The organism is Streptomyces sp. NBC_01450 (assembly GCF_036227505.1).
GTDB lineage: Bacteria > Actinomycetota > Actinomycetes > Streptomycetales > Streptomycetaceae > Streptomyces.
The window spans coordinates 4,319,585-4,342,475 of the sequence record NZ_CP109480.1 but is presented as its reverse complement, the minus strand read 5'-3'; the positions used below and the strand labels follow the sequence as shown (position 1 = coordinate 4,342,475).

Below are 22,891 nucleotides of genomic sequence, written 5' to 3'. Positions count from 1 at the left end.
GGGGCCGCCCCGGCCCCGTACGGACGGCCCGGACAGTGCGCTGACAGCACCGTCCCGTACTGTCGTGACATGCCACGCCGCACCGCGACGATGCTCGCCTCCACTCTGATCCTGATCGCGCTCCTGTGCGCGGGAGTGTTCATCAAAGTGCCGTACTCGGAGATGTCACCGGGGCCGACGGTGAACACGCTGGGCGACCACGACGGCGAGCCGGTGCTGCAGATCTCCGGGCACAAGACGTACCCGACCACCGGGCACCTGAACATGACCACTGTCCGGGTCACCAGCGCCGACTACAACATGAACCTTGTAGAGGCCGTTTACGGGTGGCTCGGGCATGACAACAAGGTCGTGCCGCACGACACCCTCTACCCGGACGGCAAGACCGAGCAGCAGTCGACGCAGGAGAACGCCGAGGAGTTCAGCCAGTCCCAGGAGAGCGCCAAGGTGGCCGCCCTGAAGGAGCTGGGCGTCCCGGTGAAGTCCTGGGTGATCGTGTCGACCGTCGTCAAGGACTCCCCGGCCGAGGGGCGGCTGCACGCCGGTGACGTCATCAAGAGCGTCGACGGTACGGCCGTCAAGGCGCCCGACGACGTCGCCAAGCTGGTCACCAAGCACAAGCCCGGCGAGAAGGTCGTCTTCACGGTGGTGCCCGCCAAGGAGCAGGCCGCCGCCGAGAAGGCGGGCAAGACGGCCACCGCGACCACGGATGTGACCATCACCACGGCGAAGTCCAGCGACAGTGGCGCGTCCCGCGCCATCGTCGGCATCTCCGCCGGGACCGATCACACGTTCCCGTTCAGTATCGACATCAAGCTCGCCGACGTCGGCGGTCCCAGCGCCGGGCTGATGTTCGCGCTCGGCATCGTGGACAAGCTGACCCCGGGCAACCTCACCGGCGGCAAGTTCGTGGCCGGCACCGGCACCATCGACGACAACGGGACCATCGGTCCGATCGGCGGCATCGAGCTGAAGACGATCGGTGCGCGCGAGAAGGGCGCCCAGTACTTCCTGACGCCCAAGGACAACTGCGCGGCCGCCGCCAAGGACACCCCCCAGGGGCTCACCCTCGTCAAGGTCAACACCATCGACGACGCGATGAACGCCCTGAAGGACATCAGCTCCGGCAAGACCGCCGACCTGCCGAAGTGCACCACCAAGGGCTGAGGGACGGACCAACGGCGCAAGGCATGGGCCGTACGTCGCGATGGGGGCGCCCCGGAAGTCCGGGGCGCCCCCATCCACGTACACGAGGACGTCAGTCCGCGAACGTCGCCGACAGGGCCTCCGCGAGGCCCGGCACCAGGCCCGCGCCCGTGAGGACCTCGGTCGGCGCGTCCTTCTCGCGCAGACGCAGCGCCGAGTCGCGGGTGCCGTCACGCAGGACGCCGACCGTCATGCGGACCTCCTGGCGGTCCGGGTGCTCGGCGACCCACTTGGCGAGCTTCTTGTCGCTCAGGCCCTCCGGGACGGAGGCCTCCGCGGACGGCGGCAGCATCAGCCGCTCCACGGTGAGGGCGCAGCCGACCACGGCGTCGGGCCAGGCGATGGTGCCGAGGAACTCGTCCAGCGGCTTGTCGGCAGGGATCTCGTCCTGCTCGATGGGGGTGAGGCCGGTGGTCTCGGGCGCGTCCTGCAGGCCGAGCTGGGCCGCGAGGGCGGGCTCCTGGGCCCGCAGCCGCGCGGTGTCTACGAGGGCGAAGAGGCGAGCGGGCTGGTCCCAGCCGAGGCCGGAGGCGTACTCGTCGATCTCGAGTACGGCCCGGGTGAGGGGGCTCGCTGCCATGGGAGTGTTGGACATGGTCACAATCCTGCCTCGTTCGTACCCGGATCCGGGAACCGAGTAAAGCGTGAGTAAGTTGCATAGATGAGGCCCCACGATCACGGAGCCTGACGGATGGTCCGCGTTCGCGGGGACCTGACGGATCGACAGCGAACTTCGAGGTGCGCACCTTGGCTTTCCAGATGCCGGACCGCGGCGGAGGCCCGACGGGGCCACGGATCAGAGTGGGCCGACCGTCCCGGCGTGCCCGGACCCTGCTCATGACACTGGGCGTGCTGGCTGTGCTGGCCATGGCGTTCGTCATGTTCGCGGGGTTCTGGACGGACTGGCTCTGGTATCGGTCGGTTCACTACTCGTCCGTCTTCACGACCACCCTGTGGACCAAGATCGGGCTCTTCTTCGTCTTCGGCCTGATCATGGCGGCCTCGGTCGGCGTGAACATCTGGCTGGCGCACCGGCTGCGACCGCCGCTGAGCGCGATGTCGATGGAGCAGCAGAGCCTCGACCGGTACCGGATGGGGATCGCGCCCTACAAGAGGTGGCTGCTGCTCGGCATCACCTCCCTGGTGGGGCTGATCGCCGGCGCGTCGGCGTCGGGCCAGTGGCGTACGTGGCTGATGTGGGTGAACGGGGTCCCCTTCCACCAGAAGGACCCCCAGTTCCACCTCGACGTCTCCTTCTATGCCTTCGACCTGCCCTGGTACCGCTTCCTGCTCGGCTTCGGCTTCGCCGCCGCCGTGCTCTCGCTGATCGCCGCCGCGCTCACGCACTACCTCTACGGGGGGCTCAGGGTCACCTCCCCGGGCGCGCGCGCCACGGCCGCGGCGACCGGGCACCTGTCGGTGCTGCTGGGCATCTTCGTCGCCCTGAAGGCGGTCGCCTACTGGCTCGACCGCTACGGACTGGCCGTGAAGTCCAGCGACTTCAAGGCGACCGGCAACTGGACGGGTCTCAGGTACGTCGACGCCAACGCGTACCTGCCCGCCAAGACGATCCTGTTCTGCATCGCCGTCATCTGCGCGCTGTTGTTCTTCGCCACCCTGTGGCGGCGCACCTGGCAGCTGCCCGTCATCGGCTTCGGCCTGATGGTGCTCTCGGCGATCCTCATCGGCGGTCTCTACCCGGCGATCGTCCAGAAGTTCCAGGTCCAGCCGAACGAGCAGGCCAAGGAAGCGCCGTACGTCGAGAAGAACCTGAAGGCGACCCGCGAGGCCTACGGCATCGACGGCACCCAGGTCTCGGAGTACGCGGGCAAGAGCGACACCAAGGACAAGACCAAGCAGCGCGACGACGCCGACACCACGGCGAGCATCCGTCTGCTGGACCCGAACATCGTCTCGCCGACGTTCCAGCAGCTGCAGCAGATGAAGAACTACTACGCGTTCCCGACCAACCTGGACGTCGACCGGTACAGCAAGGACGGCAAGGACCAGGACACGGTCATCGGTCTGCGCGAGCTGAACCTGGACGGCATTCCGAAGAACAACTGGATCAACGACCACTTCCGCTACACGCACGGATACGGCGTGGTGGCCGCCAAGGGCACCACGGCGACCTCCGGTGGCCGGCCCGTCTTCACCGAGTCCGACCTGCCGTCCAAGGGCGACCTGGGGACGTACGAGCAGCGGGTCTACTACGGCGAGAAGACCACGCAGTACTCGATCGTCGGCGGTCCCCAGAAGGAGATCGACTACTCCGACGACAGCGGTGAGAAGACCACCAGCTACAAGGGCGAGAGCGGGGTCAGCCTCTCCAGCCCGGTCAACCGGGCCGCGTACGCCGTGGCGTTCGGCGAGCCGCAGATCCTCTACTCGGGCGCGATCGGCGAGGGTTCCCGGATCCTCTACAACCGCACTCCCAAGGACCGCGTCGAGGCGGTGGCCCCCTGGCTGACCATCGACGGTGACGCCTACCCGGCCGTGGTCGACGGCAAGATCCAGTGGATCGTCGACGCCTACACCACGACCAACGGCTACCCGTACGCCTCGCGCACCACCCTGGGCGACACGACGGCGGACTCACTCACCGCGACCAACAATCAGCGCGCGGTGGTGGCCCAGCAGAACCAGGTCAACTACATCCGCAACTCGGTGAAGGCGACCGTCGACGCGTACACCGGCGAGGTCAAGCTCTACCAGTGGGACACCAAGGACCCGGTCCTCAAGACCTGGATGAAGGCGTTCCCGAACACGGTGGAGCCGAAGACGGCCATCTCGCAGTCGCTCATGGACCATCTGCGCTACCCGCAGGACCTGTTCAAGGTCCAGCGCGAGCTGCTCACCCGCTACCACGTGAAGGACGCGCAGACGTTCCTCAGCGGCAGTGAGGTGTGGCAGGTCCCCGACGACCCGACCAACAAGTCGGGCAACGCGGTGCCGCCGTACTACCTGAGCATGCAGATGCCCGACCAGAACGCGCAGACGTTCTCGCTGACGACGACGTTCACTCCGAACGGCCGGGACAACCTGAGCGCCTTCATGTCGGTCGACTCCGAGGCGGGCACCAGTGACTACGGCAAGATCAGAATCCTGAAACTGCCGACGAGCGAACCCGTCGACGGACCCAAACAGGTCCAGAGCCAGTTCAACTCCCAACAGGACATCGCCGAGTCGATCAGACTTCTGAAGGGTGGGGACTCGGAAGTCGAGTACGGCAATCTGCTGACGGTTCCGCTCGACGGAGGACTGCTCTACGTGGAGCCCGTCTACGTACGCGGTGGCGACCTCAAGTACCCCTTGTTGCGCAAGGTGTTGGTGACCTACGGAGGCAACACCGCCTTCGAGGACACGCTCGACCAGGCGCTCAACAAGATCTTCGGAACGGACAGTACGACCAGTCCACCGGCGGACACGGGGAACACCCCACCGCCGACATCGAGCAACCCGACGGTCCAGCAGGCGCTCAACGACGCACAGAAGGCCTTCGACCAGGGGCAGGACGCCCTCAAGAAGGGTGACTGGACGGCGTACGGCCAGGCGCAGAAGGATCTTCAGGACGCGCTGAAGCGGGCCGAGGACGCTCAGACCAAGGCCGACAAGAGCACCGGCACCGGCAGCGGCGGCAGCAAGAGCAGCGACAAGGGCAGCAGTCCGAGCAGTAGTCCGAGTCCAAGTGGCGGCAGCAGTCCGAGCAGTAGTCCGAGCAGCAGCCCCAGTGGCGGTACGAGCTCGGGCGGCGGCTGACCCGACGGGTGGTCCGGCGGCTGGTCCGGTTCCTGGATCAGCCGCTGGTCAGAGCCCACCTCCGCGCCGTGGTACGGTTGCAACACAACGACGCGGGGTGGAGCAGCTCGGTAGCTCGCTGGGCTCATAACCCAGAGGTCGCAGGTTCAAATCCTGTCCCCGCTACTGAAAAGCGAAGGCCCGGATCCTCACAGGATCCGGGCCTTCGCTGTGTGCGCACACGTGTACTGCACCCGTATGACGACCTGAGAAGGACGCGTGCGCGGGGTGCGTGCGGCCACCATGGGCGACGCGCCGAAGACTGCGCCATCCGTGGGGAGTTGGGAAAATTGTGTTTGACTTGTCTCTCTGTGGGCATGTCGACAAAACGCTGAAGTGACCTCACTGACTGCGGTATACCAGGTGTACCCAGGTTGCAGGTGGTGCGACGATGGACGTTATGGGGGACAAGGCAACTCTGTTGGAGACAGGGCGTTTTGTGCAGTCTTCAGACCGGGACGAAACCGGCGAGGCTGCGGAGGAAGCACGTCAGCGGCTCGCCGCCGAGGCCGGCGACACCGAGGCGATGAGCGTCCTCGGAGCGATGCTGCTGCGCCGCGGTGATCTCGACGGAGCCGAGCCTCAGTTGCGCGCGGCCACCGCTGCCGGTGACCGCGCGGCCGCCAACAACCTTGGTGTCCTCCTGCACCAGCGCGGGTACGCCGACGAGGCCGCCGGGTGGTGGCGGATCGCCGCCGTCGCCGGGTCCGCCGCCGCCGCGCACGCGCTCGGGCGCTATCACCGGGAGCGGGGCGACGAGCCCGCCGCCGAGTACTGGCTGCGCCAGTCCGCCGAGCAGGGGCATGCCCTCGGGGCGTACGCGCTCGCCGATCTGCTGGAGCACCGCAGTGACGTCGGCGCCGAGCAGTGGATGCGGGCGGCCGCCGAGCGGGGGCACCGCGAGGCCGCGTACCGGCTTGCGCGCAGGCTCGACCGCAAAGCCGCGGACGCGGGCGAGGGCAGGGGCGACAACGGTGTCATCGGGGTCATAGGAGCCGCCGGTGAAGAGGCCGAGCAGTGGTACCGACAGGCCGCCGCGCGAGGGCACCGGCGGGCCGCGCTGCACCTCGGGGCGATCCTGGAGAAGCGGGGGCACCTCAAGGAGGCCGGACGCTGGTATCTGACGTCCGCCAAGGACGGAGAGGCGCGGGCCGCCTGCGCGCTCGGGTTCCTGCTGCGGGACGCGGGGGACACGGAGAGCGCGGCCGTGTGGTGGCTGCGGGCCGCCCAGGACGGGGACGGGAACGCCGCGAACGCACTGGGGGCGCTGCACGCCGAGCGCGGTGAGACGCAGACCGCGGAGCGGTGGTACCGGGCCGCCATGGACGCCGGTGATGTGAACGGCGCGTACAACCTCGGGCTGCTCTGTGCCGAGCAGGGGCGGACCGTGCAGGCCGAGCAGTGGTACCGGCGGGCCGCGTACGCGGGGCACCGTGAGGCCGCGAACGCGCTGGCGATCCTGCTGCTTCAGGTCGGGGACTCGGCCGGGGCCGAGCCGTGGTTCTCCAAGGCCGCAGAGGCCGGGAGCGTGGACGCCGCGTTCAATCTCGGGATCCTGCATGCGGGGCGGGGGACCGAGGACGACGAGGAGGCGGCGCTGCGGTGGTACGAGCGGGCGGCTGCCGCCGGGCACACCGAGGCGGCGCTGCAGGTCGGGATCGCGCGGCTGCGGGACGGGAACGAGCTGGAGGCGGAGCGGCATCTGAGGTGTGCGGCGGGGGGCGGCAGCGCGGAGGCCGCGTACCGGCTGGCCGCCGTGCTCGACGCTCGGCGGCCGCCGGCGCCCGCGCATGAGCTCGGGGAGCCGGCGCAGGAGAAGAGCGAGTGCGAGGAGTGGTACGAGCGGGCTGCCTCCCAGGGGCATCGGCGGGCGCAGGTGCGGGTCGGGATGCTCGCCGCGGCTCGGGGCGATGTGGTGGAGGCGGCTCGGTGGTACCGGTCGGCCGCGGAGGCCGGGTCTCGGAACGGGGCCTTCAATCTGGGGCTGCTGCTGGCTCGGGAGGGGAGCGAGCCGGAGGCCGCGTTGTGGTGGACGCGGGCGGCGGATGCGGGGCATGGGCGGGCGGCGCTTCGGCTTGCGCTCGTGTATGCGCGACGGGGGGAGCTTGCGGAGGGGCAGCGGTGGGCTGATCGGGCGGTTGCGCTGGGGCCTGCGGAGGTGGCTGAGCGGGCGGCTCGGTTGCGGGATGCGTTGCGGCAGGAGTTGTCCGCGTGAGCTGGTGATGGTGGGTGGTGGGGGCTGGCCTCGACTTGTCCTCGCCCCCGCCGCCCCTACCCGTCCCATCCCCGGGGGCTCCGCCCCCGGTCCCCCGGCGGGGCTCCGCCCCTGCACCCCGGCGGGGCTGCGCCCCTGCACCCCGTGCGGGTCGGCCTCCCCGGTCTCCCGTGGGGCTCCGCCCCAGCCCCCGCAAGACTCCGCAGGTGGGTGTCGGAGGGGTAGGAGCTATGTGATTTGCGCTGGTCCACCCGGGTGACGTAATGTTCAGTTCATCGACGCGGGGTGGAGCAGCTCGGTAGCTCGCTGGGCTCATAACCCAGAGGTCGCAGGTTCAAATCCTGTCCCCGCTACTTGAAGGCGAAGGGCCCAGATCATTGAGATCTGGGCCCTTCGGCGTTTTCGGGAACCGGGGAACCGGTAGTACGAAGCCCCGGCGTCCACGTGGACGCCGGGGCTTCGGGTGCTCAGGTAGGTCAGGCTGACGCGCAGTTGGGGCACAGGCCCCGGTAGGTCACCTCTACACCCGAGACCGTGAAGCCGAAGCGCTCCGAGTCGGGGAGGTCGGCGAGCGGGTTGCCGCTCGGGTGGACGTCGCGGATCGAGCCGCACTGGGCGCAGACCAGGTGGTGGTGCGGACGGTGCGCGTTCGGGTCGTAGCGCTTGGCGCGCTTGTCCGTCGCGACTTCCAGCACCTCGCCGAGCGAGACCAGCTCGCCCAACGTGTTGTAGACGGTCGCCCGGGAGATCTCGGGCAGCTTGGCGACGGCCCGCGCATGGACCTCGTCGGCCGTCAGATGGACGTGATCGCCGTCGAGGACCTCGGCCACGACACGCCGCTGCGCGGTCATTCGCCATCCGCGTCCGCGCAGTCGTTCCAACAGGTCACTCATACAGGCCAGCTTAACAGCATGGGGACCAGATTCTGAATAGGTGTGAATTTGGATGGGTGCTTGACTTAGACATTGTCCATTGTAGGATCGAGTTCGATATTGGCCAGGGGGGCAGGGCCGGGTAGGACCGGTCCGGAATGACGCAGGAGGCGTACGTGACGCAGGGACCGCTTACGACGGAGGCCGGCGCGCCGGTGGCCGACAACCAGAACAGCGAGACCGCGGGCGTCGGCGGCCCGGTGCTCGTTCAGGACCAGCTGCTTCTCGAGAAGCTCGCCCACTTCAACCGCGAGCGCATCCCGGAGCGCGTCGTGCACGCCCGTGGCGCCGCCGCCTACGGCACCTTCACGGTCACCGCGGATGTCACCCGGTACACCCGTGCCGGGTTCCTCTCCGAGGTGGGCAAGCAGACCGAGACCTTCCTGCGGTTCTCGACGGTGGCCGGCAACCTCGGCTCCGCGGACGCGGTCCGTGACCCCCGCGGCTTCGCGCTGAAGTTCTACACCGAGGAGGGCAACTACGACCTCGTCGGCAACAACACCCCGGTGTTCTTCATCAAGGACGCCATCAAGTTCCCCGACTTCATCCACACGCAGAAGCGCGACCCGTACACCGGTTCGCAGGAGGCCGACAATGTGTGGGATTTCTGGGGCCTCAGTCCCGAGAGCACGCACCAGGTGACCTGGCTCTTCGGTGACCGGGGGATTCCGGCCTCCTACCGGCATCTCAACGGGTACGGCTCGCACACGTACCAGTGGAACAACGAGGCCGGCGAGGTCTTCTGGGTCAAGTACCACTTCAAGACCGACCAGGGCATCAAGAACCTCACCCCGGAAGAGGCCGGCAAGCTCGCCGGTGAGGACCCGGACTCCCACCAGCGCGATCTGCGCGAGGCCATCGAGCGCGGCGAGTTCCCGTCCTGGACCGTGCAGGTGCAGATCATGCCGGCGGCCGAGGCGGCCGACTACCGCTTCAATCCGTTCGACCTCACCAAGGTGTGGCCGCACGAGGACTACCCGCCGATCGAGATCGGCAAGCTGGAGCTCAACCGCAACCCGGAGAACATCTTCGCCGAGGTCGAGCAGAGCATCTTCTCGCCGGCGCACTTCGTGCCGGGTATCGGGCCCTCGCCCGACAAGATGCTCCAAGGGCGGCTCTTCGCGTACGGAGACGCGCACCGCTACCGCGTCGGCATCAACGCCGACCACCTGCCGGTGAACCGCCCGCACGCCACCGTGGCGCGCACCAACTCCCGTGACGGCTCCCTGTACGACGGTCGCCACAAGGGCGCGAAGAACTACGAGCCGAACAGCTTCGGCGGCCCGTTCCAGACGGACCGGCCGCTGTGGCAGCCGATCGCGGTGACCGGCCACACCGGTGACACCGAGGCGCCGTCCCACTCCGAGGACGACGATTTCGTGCAGGCGGGCAATCTGTACCGCCTGATGTCGCAGGACGAGCGGGCACGTCTGATCGAGAACCTGGCGGGTTTCATCGCCAAGGTCTCCCGTGACGACATCGCCGAGCGTGCGATCAACAACTTCCGTCAGGCTGACGAAGACTTCGGCAAGCGGCTGGAGGCCGCGGTCCAGGCCCTGCGCGGCTGACAACCAGCACTGGATCGCTTGTCGTGGGCGGTGGGCCGGATCCCTCTGAGTGATGAGGGGATCCGGCCCGTCGGCATGTGCGGGCCCGGCCCCGGGAGCGGCACCCGGGGAGCGGTGTCTCGGAAACGGCGCCTGGGGGGTCTACGCGGGCACCCGCTGCCGCTTGGGAGCCCAGCAGCGGATGATGTCGCGGACCGAGACGATGCCGACCGGGCCTCGGCCGTCGAGCACGATCAGGTGTCGGAAGCCACCGTGCGCCATCGCCGCCGCGGCCTCCTCCAGGGTCCAGCCGGGAGCGGCGAAGACGACGTCGGTGGTGGTGTGGGTGCCTGCGGTCTCGGTGTCGGGGTTCTGGCCGAGGGCGATCGAGTTGAGGATGTCGCGTTCGGTGAGGATGCCGAGGCCGGAGGAGTCCTCGTCGTGGACGACGGCCGCGCCTACGCGGCGGGAGGACATCAGGCAGGCCGCCTGGCGGAGAGTGTGTGCCGGGCCGATGGTCAGGACCACCGTGCTCATGGCGTCGCGGACGAGCATGGGCTGGAGCCACCTCCTTGGTGAAGCGCCAAGAGAAGCGATTCACAAGTTCACAAGTGGGGGGACTCTCAGGGTCGCAGTTAAAGGGAGGGTCAACAAGAGGGCGTGCGATGGTTTCGGGGGCGCCCATGGGTCACAAGGGCGCACCATCGGCTCTTCAGTACCGCCTGGTTCAGAAGCCCCGGCACCTCGTCCGCTCAGTACCGCTGGTTCAGATAACCCAGCAGCTCGTCGTGGAGGGTGCCGTTCGACGCGGCCGCGTTGCCGCTGTGCGGGCCCGGGCGGCCGTCGAGGCCGGTGAAGGATCCGCCCGCCTCGGTCACCACGATCGCGTTCGCCGCCATGTCCCACAGCGACAGTTCGGGCTCCGCGCAGATGTCCACCGAGCCCTCCGCGACCATCATGTACGGCCAGAAGTCGCCGTACCCGCGCGTGCGCCAGACCGCCTTCGTCAGGTCCAGGAAGCCGTCGAGGCGGCCCTGGTCCTCCCAGCCGGAGAGCGAGGAGTACGCGAAGGACGCGTCGGCCATCCGCGAGACCTGGGAGACCTTCAGGCGGGTGGCCGAGGACAGGCTGCGGCCGGTGAACGCGCCGTGCCCCTTCGCCGCCCACCAGCGGCGGCCCAGCGCGGGCGCGGAGACCACCCCGACCACCGGCTGGTAGCCGCCCTCGCCCGCCTCCATCAGGGAGATCAGCGTGGCCCAGACGGGCACCCCGCGGACGTAGTTCTTGGTGCCGTCGATCGGGTCGATCACCCAGCGGCGAGGGCCCGTGCCCTCGATGCCGTACTCCTCGCCGAGGACCGCGTCGCGCGGCCGTGCCCGCTGGAGATGACCCCGGATCAGCTCCTCGGCGGCCTTGTCCGCCTCGCTCACCGGCGTCATGTCCGGCTTGGTCTCGACCTTGAGGTCGAGCGCCTTGAACCGGTCCATCGTCGCCGCGTCGGCGGCGTCCGCCAGGACATGGGCCAGGCGCAGGTCATCGCGATAGTCGGGCATGACTGCACCGTATATGGCCCACTCGCGCCACAGCCATACGGCCCGGGGGATCATCGGGCACGGGCATAGGCACGAGCATAGGTACGGGCATGGGGCTCGGGGCGCCTCGGGGCGCGGGTCGTACGGCCCGGTTGATCATCGCGGCGTGCGGGGGACGACGTACGCCCCTCGACGCCGCCGCAAACCCTTGACAGTGCCCCTGCGCGCGTCAAATCTGAGCTGCAGTGCCGCCCGCTCGCCCCCAGGGAGGCGAAAGATGCCTGCAGCGCGGGAATCCCTTCTGGATGCCGCCTATACGGCGCTCGCACACCGCCCGTGGTCCACGGTGCGGATGGTCGACGTCGCCGCCGTGGCCGGTGTGTCCCGCCAGACGCTCTACAACGAGTTCGGAAGCAAGGAAGGGCTGGCCCGCGCCCTCGTACGGCGGGAGGCCGACGGCTATCTCGCCGGTGTCGAGCGCGCGCTGGCCGCCCACGCGGACGCGCGCGAGCGGCTGGTCGCGACCGCCGAGTGGACCATGTCGGCGGCTCGGGGCAACGCGCTCGTACGGGCCATGCTGACCGGGTGCTGGAGCGAGCGGCTGCCGTCGCCCACGCTCTCTGCGGTGCCGTCGTCGTCCGTGGTACCCGCGCAGCGCAGGGCGGACGGTCCGTTGCCCTCGCCGGCCGACTTCGTGGCCCTCGTACGGGATCGGGCCGTCGCGGCGTTGTCCGGGCCCGGGGCGATGAGGGCGGACGTGGGTGAGTTGGCCGGGGCCTGTGAGCTGGTGGTGCGGTTGTCGCTGTCGTGTGTGGCGGCTCCGCCGGGGGAGGGCGGGGTGACGGAGCTGGTGCGGGGTGCGTTGCCGCGGCAGTGGAGATGACTCGTCTACCGGGGTGCCGGGGTGCCGGGGAGCGTGCGTCGGCGGGCGCGGCGTCGTTGTGGCTGGTCGCGCGGTTCCCCGCGCCCCTGAAGGGACGCCTCAGTGGGCGGAGCCCGAGAGCTGGAGGCCGATGACGCCGATGATGACGAAGCTGATGGAGACGATCTTGAGCGTCGACACCAGGTCGCCGAGGAAGACCATGCCGTAGATGGCGGTGCCCGCCGCGCCGATGCCGGTCCACACCGCGTACGCCGGGCCGACGTCGAGCTTCCGCAGGGCGAGGGTCAGCAGACCGAAGCTGCCGAGCGCGAAGACGCAGAAGGCGATCGTCGGCCAGAGTCTGGTGAAGCCGTGTGAGAGCTTCAGACAGACGGCGAAGCCGGTCTCGAGCAGTCCCGCCACAACGACCAGCAGCCACGCCATGTCTCGTCCTCCCGTGTCCGCACGTCGACTGCTTCGTCTGGCCTGGGTCCGGCTTGGTGCGATTATGCATTTACCGACCGGCTAAGCACTTACCGACGGGCCGCCCACGCAAACAACGCGGAGGTCACAAGGGGGCTCGAGGGACTCAGTCACCCTCCGTACGCTCCCGCGTGGCCAGGAGCCTGCGCAGGGAGTAGAGCCGGGCCGGGTCCGCGTGGCCGTCCGCCACCCACTGGTCCAGCGCGCAGTCCGGCTCGTCGTGGCTGCACGCGCGCGGACAGCCCTCGGTACCGGGTTCGAGGTCGGGGAAGGCGTGGATGACCCGGGACGGGTCGACGTGGTGCAGGCCGAAGGAGCGCACACCGGGGGTGTCGATGACCCAGCCCTCGTTGCCCGGCAACGGGATCGCGCGCGCCGAGGTCGTGGTGTGACGGCCGCGGCCCGTGACGGCGTTCACGTGGCCGGTGCTGCGCCGCCGCTCCTGCGAGACCAGCGCGTTGACCAGGGTCGTCTTGCCCACGCCGGAGTGCCCGACGAACGCCGTGATCTTGCCGTCCAACTGCTTGCGCACCCGGTCCACCGCCGCGCCGCTCTCCAGCTCCTCCCGGCTCGTCACGACGTAGGGGACGCCCAACGCCCCGTACAGCTCCAGGAGTTCGTCGGGCGGGGAGAGGTCCGACTTGGTCAGCACCAGCAGGGGCTCCAGGCCGGCGTCGTACGCGGCGACCAGGCAGCGGTCGATCAGGCGCGGGCGCGGCTCGGGGTCGGCGAGGGCGGTGACGATGGCGAGTTGGTCGGCGTTGGCGACGACCACGCGCTCGTAGGGATCGTCGTCGTCGGCCGTGCGGCGCAGCACCGAGCTGCGCGGCTCGATACGGACGATGCGGGCGAGGGTGTCCTTCTCGCCGGACAGATCGCCGACGATGGCGACGCGGTCACCGACGACGGCGGCCTTGCGGCCCAGCTCGCGGGCCTTCATCGCCGTCACGAGGCGGTCATCGACGAGGCAGGTCAGACGGCCCCGGTCGACGGTGACGACCATGCCCTCGACCGCCTCCTCGTGCTTGGGGCGGATGTTCGTACGCGGACGGTTGCCCTTGCGGTTGGGGCGCTGGCGGATGTCGTCCTCGTCGGTGTGCTTGCCGTAGCGGCGCATGATCCCGGTCCGCCCGTCAGTTCCCGAGCATTCCGGTCCACAGATCGGGGAAGTCCGGCAGGGTCTTCGCCGTCGTCGCCACGTTCTCGATCTGTACGCCCTCCACCGCCAGCCCGATGATCGCGCCGGCGGTCGCCATGCGGTGGTCGTCGTACGTGTGGAAGATGCCGCCGTGCAGTCGGCGCGGGCGGATGTGCAGGCCGTCGGCGGTCTCGGTGACGTCACCGCCGAGTTCGTTGATCTCCTTGGTGAGCGCGGCCAGCCGGTCCGTCTCGTGCAGGCGCAGATGGGCCACGCCGCGCAGGGTGGACGGGGAGTCGGCGAGGGCCGCGACCGCCGCGATGCCCGGGGTCAGCTCGCCGACCTCGCCCAGGTCCACGTCGATGCCGTGGATCGCACCCGAACCGGTGAACTCCAGACCGCTGTCGGTCAGTTCGCAGGAACCGCCCATCTCGGTGAAGATCTCCCGCAGCCGGTCACCGGGCTGGGTGGTGCGCGCGGGCCAGTCGGGGACGACGACCGTGCCGCCGGTCACCAGGGCCGCCGCCAGGAACGGCTGCGCGTTCGACAGGTCCGGCTCGATGATCAGGTCGCGGCCGAGCAGCGCGCCGGGCGTGACCCGCCAGACGTTGGGCTCGCCGCCCGACTCCGGGGTGTCCACCTGCGCGCCGACCGCGCGCAGCATGTCGACCGTCATCCGGATGTGCGGCATGGAGGGCAGCGTCGAGCCGATGTGGCGGACCTCCACCCCCTGGTTGAAGCGCGGCCCGGACAACAGGAGGGCGCTCACGAACTGGGACGACGAGGACGCGTCGATCTCCACCGGGCCGCCGTCCAGGGCGCCGCCGCCGTGCACGGTCAGCGGCAGCGCGCCGCGGCCGTCGTCGTCGATGCGGGCGCCGAGCAGGCGCAGCGCGTCGATCACCCCGTTCAGGGGCCGTTCGTACGACCGGGGGTCGCCGTCGAAGCGGATGGGGCCGTCCGCGAGGGCGGCGACCGGGGGCAGGAAGCGCATCACGGTGCCGGCGTTGCCGACGTCGACCGTGGCCGGGCCCTGAAGACCCGAAGGGATGACCCGCCAGGCCTCGCCGGAGGCGTCCGGGCCCGCGGCGACCGTGGAGCTGGACGCCACCGTCTCCTCGATACCGACGCCCATCGCGCGCAGCGCGCCCGCCATCAGCAGCGTGTCGCGGGAGCGCAGCGGGCGGCGCAGCCAGCCCGGCTCCGAGGCGAGCGCGGCGAGGACCAGGGCACGGTTGGTGACCGACTTGGACCCCGGCACGTGGACCGTCGCGTCGACGGCTCCGCTCGCGTGCGGGGCGGGCCAGAGGGCGGTGTGGGCGGGGTTCGCGGTCATGCGCCCACTTTAGTGGGTGGGGGTGGGGGGAGATCTTGATCAAAAGTGACGGAATGTGATCGAAGGTTGCTGGGGTGCCTCAGTACCCCAGGAGCCAGCGGCCGCCGCCCAGCAGTGAGCACAGGGACACCGCGTGGAACAGGAAGAGCCACAGGCCCGCCGGGACGTGGGTGAGGCGGGAGAGCTGGTCGGCGTCGGAGTCGCCGGCGCCGCCCCGGCTGCGCTTGGCCTGGAGTTCGAAGGCCGGACGGACGCCGCCGAGCAGCAGGAACCACACCACGGCATACGCGAACGCCGCCTGCACCTGGGGTCCGGCGAGCCAGGACACCAGCAGGAACATGCCGCCGGTGAGGATCACGGTGAGCGCCCCGTAGGCGTTGCGGATCATCACCAGCATCGCGACGAGCAGGGCCGTTGACAGCCACAGCAGCAGGGTGATGCGTTCCAGGCCCAGCAGCGCGGCGCCGCCGAGGCCGAGCAGCGGGGGAGCCGTGTAGCCGGCCGCCGCGGTGAGGATCATGCCGAGGCCGGTGGGCTTGCCGCGGCTGACGGTGAGGCCGCTGGTGTCGGAGTGCAGCCGGATGCCGCTGAGGCTCCGCCCGGTCAGCAGCGCCACCAGCCCGTGGCCGCCCTCGTGCGCGATGGTGATGGCGTTGCGGGAGACGCGCCATACGCCGTGCGGGACGATCGCCGCGAGAGCGGCGACCAGGGTGGCTATCACCACCCACAGATCGGGGTCCGGCTGGGTGCCGGAGACCTGGTCCCAGAGCGAGGCCAGCGAGGTGGATGCGGTGCTGTCCATTGTCTGCGGTGGCTCCCTCTGATGTCGCGGAATCTGGCAGTGTGACACGTATGTGCGGACGGTATGCAGCGAGTCGTAGGCCCGAGGATCTCGCAGGAATCTTTGAGGTCGAGAAGTGGGAGCCCGAGGAGACCCTGGACCCCGACTACAACGTGGCTCCGACCAAGGAGGTGTATGCCGTCCTCGACCGCCCACTTAAGGACGCGCAGAGCCCGAAACCGGTTCGCCAGCTGCGCAGACTCAAGTGGGGGCTCGTCCCGTCCTGGGCCAAGACGCCCGAGGGCGGCGCCCGGATGATCAACGCCCGCGCGGAGACCGTGCACGAGAAGCCCTCGTACCGCCGTGCCTTCGCCGCCCGGCGCTGCATCGTCCCCGCCGACGGCTACTACGAGTGGGTCACCGGGTCCGCCGAGCGCGATCTCGAGGTCGAGGGCAAGAAGAAGCGGCCGCGCAAGCAGCCCTACTTCGTGCTCCCCGCCGACGGCTCGGTGTTCGCGATGGCCGGGCTGTACGAGTTCTGGCGCGACAGGACGCTCCCCGACGGCCACCCCCAGGCCTGGTGGGTGACATGCTCGGTGATCACGACCGAGGCGGAGACCTCGCCGCTCGCGGTCGCGCCGGCCGACGGGCCGTACGCCCTCGCCGACATCCACCCCCGGATGCCCCTGATGCTCACCCCGGACCGCTGGGACGCCTGGCTCGACCCGGCCCGTACGGACGTCGACGGCCTGCGCGAGCTGCTCGCGCCGCCGCCCGCCGGGCTGATGCGCGCCTACCCCGTCTCCACGGCCGTCAGCAACGTCCGCAACAACGGGCCGGAGCTGCTGAAGGAGCTGGAGGGCCCCGAAGAGGGCACACTCTTCTGACGTGACGGAGCTCATGGAAGTCCGACGTGACGGAGCTCATGGAAGTCCGACGTGACGGAGCTCATGGAACTCCGACGTGACGGAGCTCACGCAAGTCTGACGTGACGGAGCTCACGCAAGTCTGACGTGACGGAGATCATGGAAGCGATCGAGACGACCGAGACGATCGAGACGGACGCCGGTACCGCCCGGGTCACCTGGCACCGCGCCGAGAAGCCACGCCTCGTGCTCGCCGTGAGTCACGGCGCCGGCGGCGGTATCGAGGCGCGCGATCTCCAGGCGCTGGCCTCGGTGCTGCCCGGGCACGGCGTGAGCGTCGCGCTCGTCGAGCAGCCCTGGCGGGTGGGCGGGAAGAAGGTGGCGCCCGCGCCGAAGACCCTGGACGTGGGATGGCGGGGCCTGTGGCCCGCGGTCGCGAAGCCCGGGCTGCCGGTGGTCGCGGGCGGGCGCAGCGCCGGAGCCCGCGTCGCCTGTCGTACGGCGACGGAACTCGGCGCCACCGCCGTCCTCGCCCTCAGTTTCCCGCTGCACCCGCCCGGCAAGCCGGAGAAGTCCCGCGCCGACGAACTCCTCGGCGCCGGCGTGCCCACCCTCGTCGTCCAGGGCGGCAACGACCCGTTCGGCAAGCCGGAGGAGTTCCCGAAGGGCTCGTACGAGCTGATCGAGGTGCCGTACGGCGATCACGGCTTCGCCGTGCCGAAACGGGCGTCGATCGACCAGGACGCGGCTCTGGAGATCGTCACCGACGGTGTCGTGGGGTGGATCGCGTCACTCGGGTGACGCCCGGGAATGTCGAGCGGCGGGCCACTGTTGTGCCGAGCAGACAGCACGGAGTGTGCTGAACCGTTCGAACGAGAGGAAGTCCGCCGCATGGGTTCGACCATCTGCCCGAACCGCAGCAGCAGCCCTGAGCTGGACTGGACGGTGCTGCATGCGGCGAAGACCGCCCCCGTTCGGGCGGCGGCGGGTGTGGATGTTCGTCTATCCTCCGATTCGAGTGGGACCGGTTTCGGTCCTGCCACGTCGCTGGAGGAGGTGGGTCCGGTCACTGGGACCGACGCAGGGACCGATCACGGCCAGGCGGAGCAGCCCGAGGGCCAGGGCACGAGCACGGAGTCGTCCGCCGAGCGCACCGCGCGCTTCGAGCGGGACGCGCTCGAATTCCTCGACCAGATGTACTCGGCCGCCCTGCGCATGACGCGCAACCCGGCCGACGCCGAGGACCTGGTGCAGGAGACGTACGCGAAGGCGTACGCGTCCTTCCACCAGTTCCGCGAGGGCACCAACCTCAAGGCTTGGCTGTATCGCATTCTCACCAACACCTTCATCAACTCGTACCGCAAGAAGCAGCGTGAACCCCAGCGCAGTGCGGCCGAGGAGATCGAGGACTGGCAGCTCGCACGCGCCGAGTCGCACATGTCGACCGGTCTGCGCTCCGCGGAGTCGCAGGCGCTCGACCACCTGCCCGACTCGGACGTCAAGTCGGCGCTGCAGGCGATCCCCGAGGAATTCCGCATCGCGGTCTATCTCGCTGACGTAGAGGGCTTTGCGTACAAGGAGATCGCGGACATCATGGGGACACCCATCGGTACGGTGATGTCCCGGCTGCACCGGGGCCGTCGCCAGCTGCGCGGCATGCTCGAGGACTACGCCCGTGACCGCGGGCTGGTCCCGGCCGGCGCCGGAGAGTCGAACGAAGCGAAAGGCTCGGGCTCATGAGCTGCGGAGAGCCGCACGAGACGGATTGCAGTGAGGTACTCGACCACCTGTACGAGTTCCTCGACCATGAGATGCCGGACGCGGACTGCACCAAGTTCGAGGTGCACTTCGAGGAGTGCTCCCCGTGCCTCGAGAAGTACGGACTCGAGCAAGCCGTGAAGAAGCTGGTCAAGCGGTGCTGCGGACAGGACGACGTGCCGACGGATCTGCGGGCCAAGGTCATGGGCCGCATCGACCTGATCCGCTCCGGACAGACCGTGCCCGAGCACGACGTCGCCGCGACACCCCAGGAGTCCTGAACTCCCCGGGGAGATCGTCCGGTTATCACCCGAACGTGCTAATCCGCGGGCTCCGAGCCCGCGGATTCGGCCATTGCCGCCCTCGTACCCGCCCCACCGCCCTAGGCTCCGGAGCCTGACCGGGGCAGGGGGCGACCGGGGGAGGGAACGAGGCGATGGGGTCGATTCCGACGGGGGCCCGTGTCTACGTGGTCTGTGTCGTTCTTGCCGCCCTCGCCTGCCTGGCTCCACCGCCGGCCGTGCACGCCTCCTGGTGGATCGTCGCCCTGCTCGCCGCGCTGTACGCGGGCTGTGAGCGGATCCCCTTCCCGCACAGCCCCAAGGGCGCCGCCGCCCGCGTCGCCGAGCGGAGTGCCCCCAGGGGACTGGGCACCTTCCTCCCCGTGCTGCTCGCCGGGGCCTTTCTGCTGCCGCCGCCCGCCGCCGCGCTCGTGGCGCTGCCGGGCGCGCTGCTCGCGCGCGTGGAGCAGCGACCGCGGTGGCTGCGCCGCGTCTGGCGCGCGGCCCAGCTCGCCGTCGCGATCTGGGCGGCGTCCCGGGTGCACTGGGCGCTGGGCGGTCAGGACGCGATCGCCGCGCCCCACTTCCCGAGCGCGCTCGTACCCGCCGGGGCCTCGGTGCTCACTTTCTGCGTGGTGCTGACCGCCCTCGACGGCGGGATCCTGGCGCTGGCCGAGCGGGTGCCGGTGCGGGGCGCCTGGCGCGGGCTGTTCTCGCGCTCCCTCGCCTCCGTCGCCGTGCACGGGCTCGCCGGGCTGATGATGGCGGTGCTGTGGCGCAGTCCGTACGGTCCTGTCGCCGCGCTGCTCGTCCTGCTGCCGATGTACGTGTCCTGCTGGGCGTTCGCCCAGTACCACCGGGAACGAGCCGCCCACCAGGCCACCATCCGGGCCCTCGTGCAGGCCGTCGACATCAAGGACGGGTACACGCGCGGGCACAGCGAGCGGGTCGGGCAGGCGTCCATGATGATCGCCCGTGAGCTGGGCATGGACGACGAGCGTGTGGAAGTACTGCGGTTCGCCGGGATCCTGCACGACGTGGGGAAGCTGGGCGTCCCCACGCGGCTCCTGCGCAAGGACGGGCCGCTGACGCCGGAGGAACGGCGGATCATCGAGCTGCATCCCGAGTACGGGCACGAGATGGTGCGCGGCATCGGCTTTCTCGGGGAGGCGCGGTCGGCGATCCTGCACCACCATGAGCGGATCGACGGGAGCGGGTACCCGTACGGGCTGGTGGGGCGGCAGATCCCGGAGTTCGCGCGGGTGGTCGCCGTCGCCGACGCGTTCGACGCGATGACGTCGACCCGGTCCTACCGGCGGGCCCGGCCGGTGGGGGCGGCGCTGGCCGAGCTGGAGCGGTGTGCGGGGGCGCAGTTCGATCCGGGGATGGTACGGGCCCTGGTGCGCGCGCTGGACCGACACGGGTGGCATCCTGCGGTGACCGCGGGGGTCTACCCACCCGCTCCGCCCGTTTCCAGTCGGACAGAGACGAACCCGACAAACAAAACCGGGTCCCCGACGAGCACGGACGGCTGCCCGACGGGCGCCGACGGGTCATTGACCGGTATGGACCGGGATCGGATGGGGTCCGGGGGGCAGCCGTCCGGTGTGGGGTGGGAGTCGATGGGGGGTGACCCGCCGGTGGGCGGCGTCGGTGGGCGGGGGCGTTCATGAGTGCCGTCGGGGTGGAGATTCCCGGGTACGGGATCGGCGGGCGAGCTCCGGTCACCCTCACCCTCGTGCACGCGGTCGCCCTGCTCCTCGCGGTGGGGTCGCTGGCCGCCGTCCTCTGGCAGGGTCTCGACGAACGGGGTGTCGCGCTCGCCTTCGGGATCCTCATCGCCGTGGGGGAGCTGACCCGTTGGAGCGGGGCGGAGGAGCGGGAGGCGGCGCCCCTCGCGGCCGCGGGAGCCCTCGCGTACGCGCTGCTGGGCGCGAACGCCGGACACCGAACCGACCACGGTGCCCCCGAGATCGTCGCCGTCGTCGTGGCGGCGGCCCTCATCGGCTGCGTACCGCATGTCGCCCGCGGCCGCGGACCCACCGCCGACCACCTCACCCGGCGCGTCCTCACCGTCGCCTTCGCCGCCGTGTGCTTCCAACCCCTCTACAACCAGGGAAGGTTGAGCGGGTGGGGCGGCCCCTCGTACGCCCTGCTGCTGGTCTCCCTGCTGGTGCTCACCGCACTGTGCGACGCCGTGCTCGCGGCGGCCATGGCGCACGCCCGCACCCGCTGGCCCTTCGGACCGCTGCTGCGGGACGAACTGCGGGCCATGCTCGGCATCGGGTCCGCGGTCTGCGCGACCGGAGCCGTAATGTCGCTCGCGGTGGCGGTCGTCGGACTGTGGGCGCTGCCCGTGTTCTCGCTGCCCCTGCTGCTCACCCAGCTCTCCGTCCGGCGGTACGCCGCCGTGCGCGTGACCTACCGGCAGACGATCGCCTCACTCGCGCGGGCGACCGAGATCGCCGGGTACACCCCCGCCGGGCACGCCCGTCGGGTCGCCGCGCTCAGCCGGGCCGTCGGCCGTGAGCTGGGGCTGTCCGAGCCCGATCTGACCGTCCTGGAGTACGCGGCGCTCATGCACGACATCGGACAGCTCAGCCTCGTCGACCCGGTGCCCGCCGGAGCCACCTCCGCGCTCTCCACCGACGAGCAGCGGCGTATCGCCCTCCTCGGCGGCGCGGTCGTACGCCAGACCGGAGTGGACGCCGAGGTCGCCGTGGTCGTGGAGCGGCAGGCCGATCCGTACCGGGAACAGCCGGTCACGGCACGGATCGTGCGGGCCGTGAACGCATACGAGGAGATGGCCCGGGAAGCAGGCCCGGGAGGACCCCTCACCGCGCTGGAGAAGCTGCGCCTCGCCACCGCCCGCGACTATCAGCCCGAGGTCGTGGAGTCGCTGGCCAGGGTCCTGTTGCGGGGCAGCCTTACCCTGCCTCAGGCTGGGTAACCCATGGGTAATGAGCGCCCGTCCGACGGTCCGTGGTTGGATGCGAGGAAGAGGGTGTTCGGGGGCACGGGCCAGCCCGGGGCTGCGCTGTCTTCAGGAAACTCTTCAAGGGACCGGCAGGCGGGAAACGCAAGGAACTGGCAGGCGGGAATCGTGAGGATCTTCGGCAAGGGACGGCACCGGCCCTCCGCCTCATGGCGGCAGGCCACCGATCGCGCGTTCACGCTGATCGGCGACGGCCGGTACGAGGACGCGGGAGCGCTGCTGACGCGCGCCGCGGACCTGGAGCCCTGGCTGTCCGAGTCCTGGTTCAACCTGGCCCTGCTGCACAAGTTCCGGCACGACTGGGAGCAGGCACGGGCCGCGGGCCTCAGGGCCGTCGCACTCCTCGAGCGGGAGGCGGGTGCCCCCGACTGGTGGAACGTCGGGATCGCCGCCACCGCCCTCCAGGACTGGCCGCTGGCCCGCCGCGCCTGGCAGGCGTACGGGCTGCGGGTGCCCGGTGGGGCCGCGGTGTCCGGGGAGCCGATGGGCATGGACCTCGGCAGTGCGGCCGTACGGCTGTCGCCGGAGGGTGAGGCCGAGGTCGTGTGGGGGCGCAGGCTCGATCCGGCCCGGGTGGAGGTCCTGTCCATTCCGCTGCCGTCCTCAGGGCGGCGCTGGGGCGAGGTCGTCCTGCACGACGGTGTCCCGCACGGTGAGCGGACGACCGCCGCCGGGCACGCCTATCCCGTCTTCGACGAGATCGAACTGTGGGCGCCCTCCCCGGTGCCCACCTGGGTGGTCCTCCTGGAGGCCGCCACCGAGGACGACCGGGACGCCCTGGAGCAGCTCGCGGCCGACGCCGGCTTCGCCGCGGAGGACTGGTCCTCGTCCGTGCGGCTGCTGTGCCGGATGTGTTCCGAGTCACGGATGCCCTCCGACGAGGGCGACGGTGAGCACCTCGATCCGCACGACCACAGCGAGCCCGGGCATCCCGGACCGCTCGGTCACCGCACCGACGGGCAGCTGTGGGTGCCCGAGCGGGAGTGCGGTCTCGCTGCGCCGGCCGCGCTGGTCAGGGGGTTGCTGGACGGGTGGGTCGCGGACAGCCCCGACTCCCGGGACTGGCGGGATCTCGAAGAGGTGTGCTGACGCTCTGCCCCCGCCGGCTCGTCGTGGCTGGTCGCGCCCACCCGGCGGAGCCGCATATCGCCACGGCCTCGC

General features: G+C 70.2%; 20 protein-coding genes and 2 tRNA genes. 14 read left to right on the top strand and 8 right to left on the bottom strand.

Annotated elements, in window-relative coordinates; translation table 11 throughout:
- Nucleotides 1–69 precede the first annotated feature (69 nt).
- Nucleotides 70–1,167, top strand: coding sequence for a YlbL family protein (locus tag OG568_RS19305; protein ID WP_329532482.1), 1,098 nt, complete (start codon nucleotides 70–72; stop codon nucleotides 1,165–1,167).
- 91 nt (nucleotides 1,168–1,258) lie between these two features.
- Here the strand turns inward: OG568_RS19305 and OG568_RS19300 are convergent, their stop codons facing one another.
- Nucleotides 1,259–1,801, bottom strand: a complete 543-nt coding sequence (locus OG568_RS19300) for a PPA1309 family protein (protein ID WP_266431653.1) — start codon at nucleotides 1,799–1,801, stop codon at nucleotides 1,259–1,261.
- A gap of 164 nt (nucleotides 1,802–1,965) precedes the next feature.
- Between OG568_RS19300 and OG568_RS19295 the strand changes: the two genes are divergently transcribed.
- From OG568_RS19295 to OG568_RS19280, 4 genes are all read left to right on the top strand, one after another.
- Nucleotides 1,966–4,965 carry a UPF0182 family membrane protein gene (locus OG568_RS19295; RefSeq protein WP_329536390.1) on the top strand — a complete coding sequence of 1,000 codons (3,000 nt, stop codon included), beginning with the start codon at nucleotides 1,966–1,968 and terminating at the stop codon, nucleotides 4,963–4,965.
- A 91-nt stretch (nucleotides 4,966–5,056) separates the two neighbouring features.
- Nucleotides 5,057–5,130: transfer RNA gene (locus OG568_RS19290), tRNA-Met, on the top strand.
- Between the two features lie 265 nt (nucleotides 5,131–5,395).
- The gene (locus OG568_RS19285) at nucleotides 5,396–7,219 is read left to right on the top strand and encodes a tetratricopeptide repeat protein (protein WP_329532481.1); all 1,824 of its coding nucleotides are present in this window, start codon (nucleotides 5,396–5,398) and stop codon (nucleotides 7,217–7,219) included.
- A gap of 279 nt (nucleotides 7,220–7,498) precedes the next feature.
- Nucleotides 7,499–7,572: transfer RNA gene (locus tag OG568_RS19280), tRNA-Met, on the top strand.
- A gap of 123 nt (nucleotides 7,573–7,695) precedes the next feature.
- On the opposite strand, the gene OG568_RS19275 is transcribed toward OG568_RS19280, so the two are convergent.
- On the bottom strand, nucleotides 7,696–8,112 hold the full coding sequence (locus OG568_RS19275) for a Fur family transcriptional regulator (RefSeq protein ID WP_266431648.1): 417 nt from the start codon (nucleotides 8,110–8,112) through the stop codon (nucleotides 7,696–7,698).
- Between the two features lie 137 nt (nucleotides 8,113–8,249).
- On the opposite strand from OG568_RS19275, the gene OG568_RS19270 reads away from it, so the two are divergent.
- Complete coding sequence (locus OG568_RS19270; RefSeq protein WP_329532480.1) at nucleotides 8,250–9,719, top strand: catalase; 1,470 nt, start codon at nucleotides 8,250–8,252, stop codon at nucleotides 9,717–9,719.
- A 141-nt stretch (nucleotides 9,720–9,860) separates the two neighbouring features.
- Here the strand turns inward: OG568_RS19270 and OG568_RS19265 are convergent, their stop codons facing one another.
- Both OG568_RS19265 and hisN read right to left on the bottom strand, forming a co-directional pair.
- Nucleotides 9,861–10,253, bottom strand: coding sequence for a CBS domain-containing protein (locus tag OG568_RS19265; protein WP_266431644.1), 393 nt, complete (start codon nucleotides 10,251–10,253; stop codon nucleotides 9,861–9,863).
- A gap of 197 nt (nucleotides 10,254–10,450) precedes the next feature.
- A complete protein-coding gene (gene hisN / locus OG568_RS19260) occupies nucleotides 10,451–11,251 on the bottom strand; it encodes a histidinol-phosphatase (RefSeq protein WP_329532479.1) in 801 nt (266 codons plus the stop codon).
- A 256-nt stretch (nucleotides 11,252–11,507) separates the two neighbouring features.
- On the opposite strand from hisN, the gene OG568_RS19255 reads away from it, so the two are divergent.
- The gene (locus OG568_RS19255; protein WP_266431640.1) at nucleotides 11,508–12,113 is read left to right on the top strand and encodes a TetR/AcrR family transcriptional regulator; all 606 of its coding nucleotides are present in this window, start codon (nucleotides 11,508–11,510) and stop codon (nucleotides 12,111–12,113) included.
- Between the two features lie 99 nt (nucleotides 12,114–12,212).
- On the opposite strand, the gene OG568_RS19250 is transcribed toward OG568_RS19255, so the two are convergent.
- The 4 genes from OG568_RS19250 to OG568_RS19235 all read right to left on the bottom strand — a co-directional run bounded on the left by OG568_RS19250 (nucleotide 12,213) and on the right by OG568_RS19235 (nucleotide 15,851).
- Complete coding sequence (locus OG568_RS19250; RefSeq protein ID WP_266431638.1) at nucleotides 12,213–12,536, bottom strand: DMT family transporter; 324 nt, start codon at nucleotides 12,534–12,536, stop codon at nucleotides 12,213–12,215.
- A gap of 145 nt (nucleotides 12,537–12,681) precedes the next feature.
- On the bottom strand, nucleotides 12,682–13,692 hold the full coding sequence (rsgA, locus tag OG568_RS19245; RefSeq protein WP_329532478.1) for a ribosome small subunit-dependent GTPase A: 1,011 nt from the start codon (nucleotides 13,690–13,692) through the stop codon (nucleotides 12,682–12,684).
- Between the two features lie 16 nt (nucleotides 13,693–13,708).
- The gene (gene aroA, locus OG568_RS19240; protein ID WP_329532477.1) at nucleotides 13,709–15,049 is read right to left on the bottom strand and encodes a 3-phosphoshikimate 1-carboxyvinyltransferase; all 1,341 of its coding nucleotides are present in this window, start codon (nucleotides 15,047–15,049) and stop codon (nucleotides 13,709–13,711) included.
- Between the two features lie 79 nt (nucleotides 15,050–15,128).
- Entirely contained in the window at nucleotides 15,129–15,851 is a 723-nt protein-coding gene (locus tag OG568_RS19235) for a M50 family metallopeptidase (protein WP_329532476.1), read from the bottom strand.
- 50 nt (nucleotides 15,852–15,901) lie between these two features.
- On the opposite strand from OG568_RS19235, the gene OG568_RS19230 reads away from it, so the two are divergent.
- From OG568_RS19230 to OG568_RS19200, 7 genes are all read left to right on the top strand, one after another.
- A complete protein-coding gene (locus OG568_RS19230) occupies nucleotides 15,902–16,717 on the top strand; it encodes an SOS response-associated peptidase (RefSeq protein WP_329532475.1) in 816 nt (271 codons plus the stop codon).
- Between the two features lie 138 nt (nucleotides 16,718–16,855).
- On the top strand, nucleotides 16,856–17,497 hold the full coding sequence (locus tag OG568_RS19225) for an alpha/beta hydrolase family protein (RefSeq protein ID WP_329532474.1): 642 nt from the start codon (nucleotides 16,856–16,858) through the stop codon (nucleotides 17,495–17,497).
- A gap of 255 nt (nucleotides 17,498–17,752) precedes the next feature.
- A complete protein-coding gene (gene sigR, locus OG568_RS19220) occupies nucleotides 17,753–18,436 on the top strand; it encodes an RNA polymerase sigma factor SigR (RefSeq protein ID WP_261685564.1) in 684 nt (227 codons plus the stop codon).
- Nucleotides 18,433–18,735, top strand: coding sequence for a mycothiol system anti-sigma-R factor (gene rsrA, locus OG568_RS19215; protein WP_266431628.1), 303 nt, complete (start codon nucleotides 18,433–18,435; stop codon nucleotides 18,733–18,735). The genes sigR and rsrA overlap by 4 nt, the downstream gene beginning before the upstream one ends.
- 155 nt (nucleotides 18,736–18,890) lie before the next feature.
- Nucleotides 18,891–20,408 carry an HD-GYP domain-containing protein gene (locus OG568_RS19210; RefSeq protein ID WP_329532473.1) on the top strand — a complete coding sequence of 506 codons (1,518 nt, stop codon included), beginning with the start codon at nucleotides 18,891–18,893 and terminating at the stop codon, nucleotides 20,406–20,408.
- Complete coding sequence (locus OG568_RS19205) at nucleotides 20,405–21,685, top strand: HD-GYP domain-containing protein (protein ID WP_329532472.1); 1,281 nt, start codon at nucleotides 20,405–20,407, stop codon at nucleotides 21,683–21,685. Before OG568_RS19210 ends, OG568_RS19205 begins: the two co-directional genes overlap by 4 nt.
- A gap of 153 nt (nucleotides 21,686–21,838) precedes the next feature.
- Nucleotides 21,839–22,819: a tetratricopeptide repeat protein gene (locus OG568_RS19200; RefSeq protein ID WP_266628437.1), complete on the top strand. Its 981-nt coding sequence runs from the start codon at nucleotides 21,839–21,841 to the stop codon at nucleotides 22,817–22,819.
- The last annotated feature ends 72 nt before the right edge of the window (nucleotides 22,820–22,891 follow it).

Bases quoted from the DNA above. Each gene is read 5' to 3' on its own strand.
- OG568_RS19305 (WP_329532482.1), top strand. From the start codon at position 70: ATGCCACGCCGCACCGCGACGATGCTCGCCTCCACTCTGATCCTGATC.
- OG568_RS19300 (WP_266431653.1), bottom strand. From the start codon at position 1,801: ATGTCCAACACTCCCATGGCAGCGAGCCCCCTCACCCGGGCCGTACTC.
- OG568_RS19295 (WP_329536390.1), top strand. From the start codon at position 1,966: ATGCCGGACCGCGGCGGAGGCCCGACGGGGCCACGGATCAGAGTGGGC.
- OG568_RS19285 (WP_329532481.1), top strand. From the start codon at position 5,396: ATGGACGTTATGGGGGACAAGGCAACTCTGTTGGAGACAGGGCGTTTT.
- OG568_RS19275 (WP_266431648.1), bottom strand. From the start codon at position 8,112: ATGAGTGACCTGTTGGAACGACTGCGCGGACGCGGATGGCGAATGACC.
- OG568_RS19270 (WP_329532480.1), top strand. From the start codon at position 8,250: ATGACGCAGGAGGCGTACGTGACGCAGGGACCGCTTACGACGGAGGCC.
- OG568_RS19265 (WP_266431644.1), bottom strand. From the start codon at position 10,253: ATGCTCGTCCGCGACGCCATGAGCACGGTGGTCCTGACCATCGGCCCG.
- hisN (WP_329532479.1), bottom strand. From the start codon at position 11,251: ATGCCCGACTATCGCGATGACCTGCGCCTGGCCCATGTCCTGGCGGAC.
- OG568_RS19255 (WP_266431640.1), top strand. From the start codon at position 11,508: ATGCCTGCAGCGCGGGAATCCCTTCTGGATGCCGCCTATACGGCGCTC.
- OG568_RS19250 (WP_266431638.1), bottom strand. From the start codon at position 12,536: ATGGCGTGGCTGCTGGTCGTTGTGGCGGGACTGCTCGAGACCGGCTTC.
- rsgA (WP_329532478.1), bottom strand. From the start codon at position 13,692: ATGCGCCGCTACGGCAAGCACACCGACGAGGACGACATCCGCCAGCGC.
- aroA (WP_329532477.1), bottom strand. From the start codon at position 15,049: ATGACCGCGAACCCCGCCCACACCGCCCTCTGGCCCGCCCCGCACGCG.
- OG568_RS19235 (WP_329532476.1), bottom strand. From the start codon at position 15,851: ATGGACAGCACCGCATCCACCTCGCTGGCCTCGCTCTGGGACCAGGTC.
- OG568_RS19230 (WP_329532475.1), top strand. From the start codon at position 15,902: ATGTGCGGACGGTATGCAGCGAGTCGTAGGCCCGAGGATCTCGCAGGA.
- OG568_RS19225 (WP_329532474.1), top strand. From the start codon at position 16,856: ATGGAAGCGATCGAGACGACCGAGACGATCGAGACGGACGCCGGTACC.
- rsrA (WP_266431628.1), top strand. From the start codon at position 18,433: ATGAGCTGCGGAGAGCCGCACGAGACGGATTGCAGTGAGGTACTCGAC.
- OG568_RS19210 (WP_329532473.1), top strand. From the start codon at position 18,891: ATGGGGTCGATTCCGACGGGGGCCCGTGTCTACGTGGTCTGTGTCGTT.
- OG568_RS19205 (WP_329532472.1), top strand. From the start codon at position 20,405: ATGAGTGCCGTCGGGGTGGAGATTCCCGGGTACGGGATCGGCGGGCGA.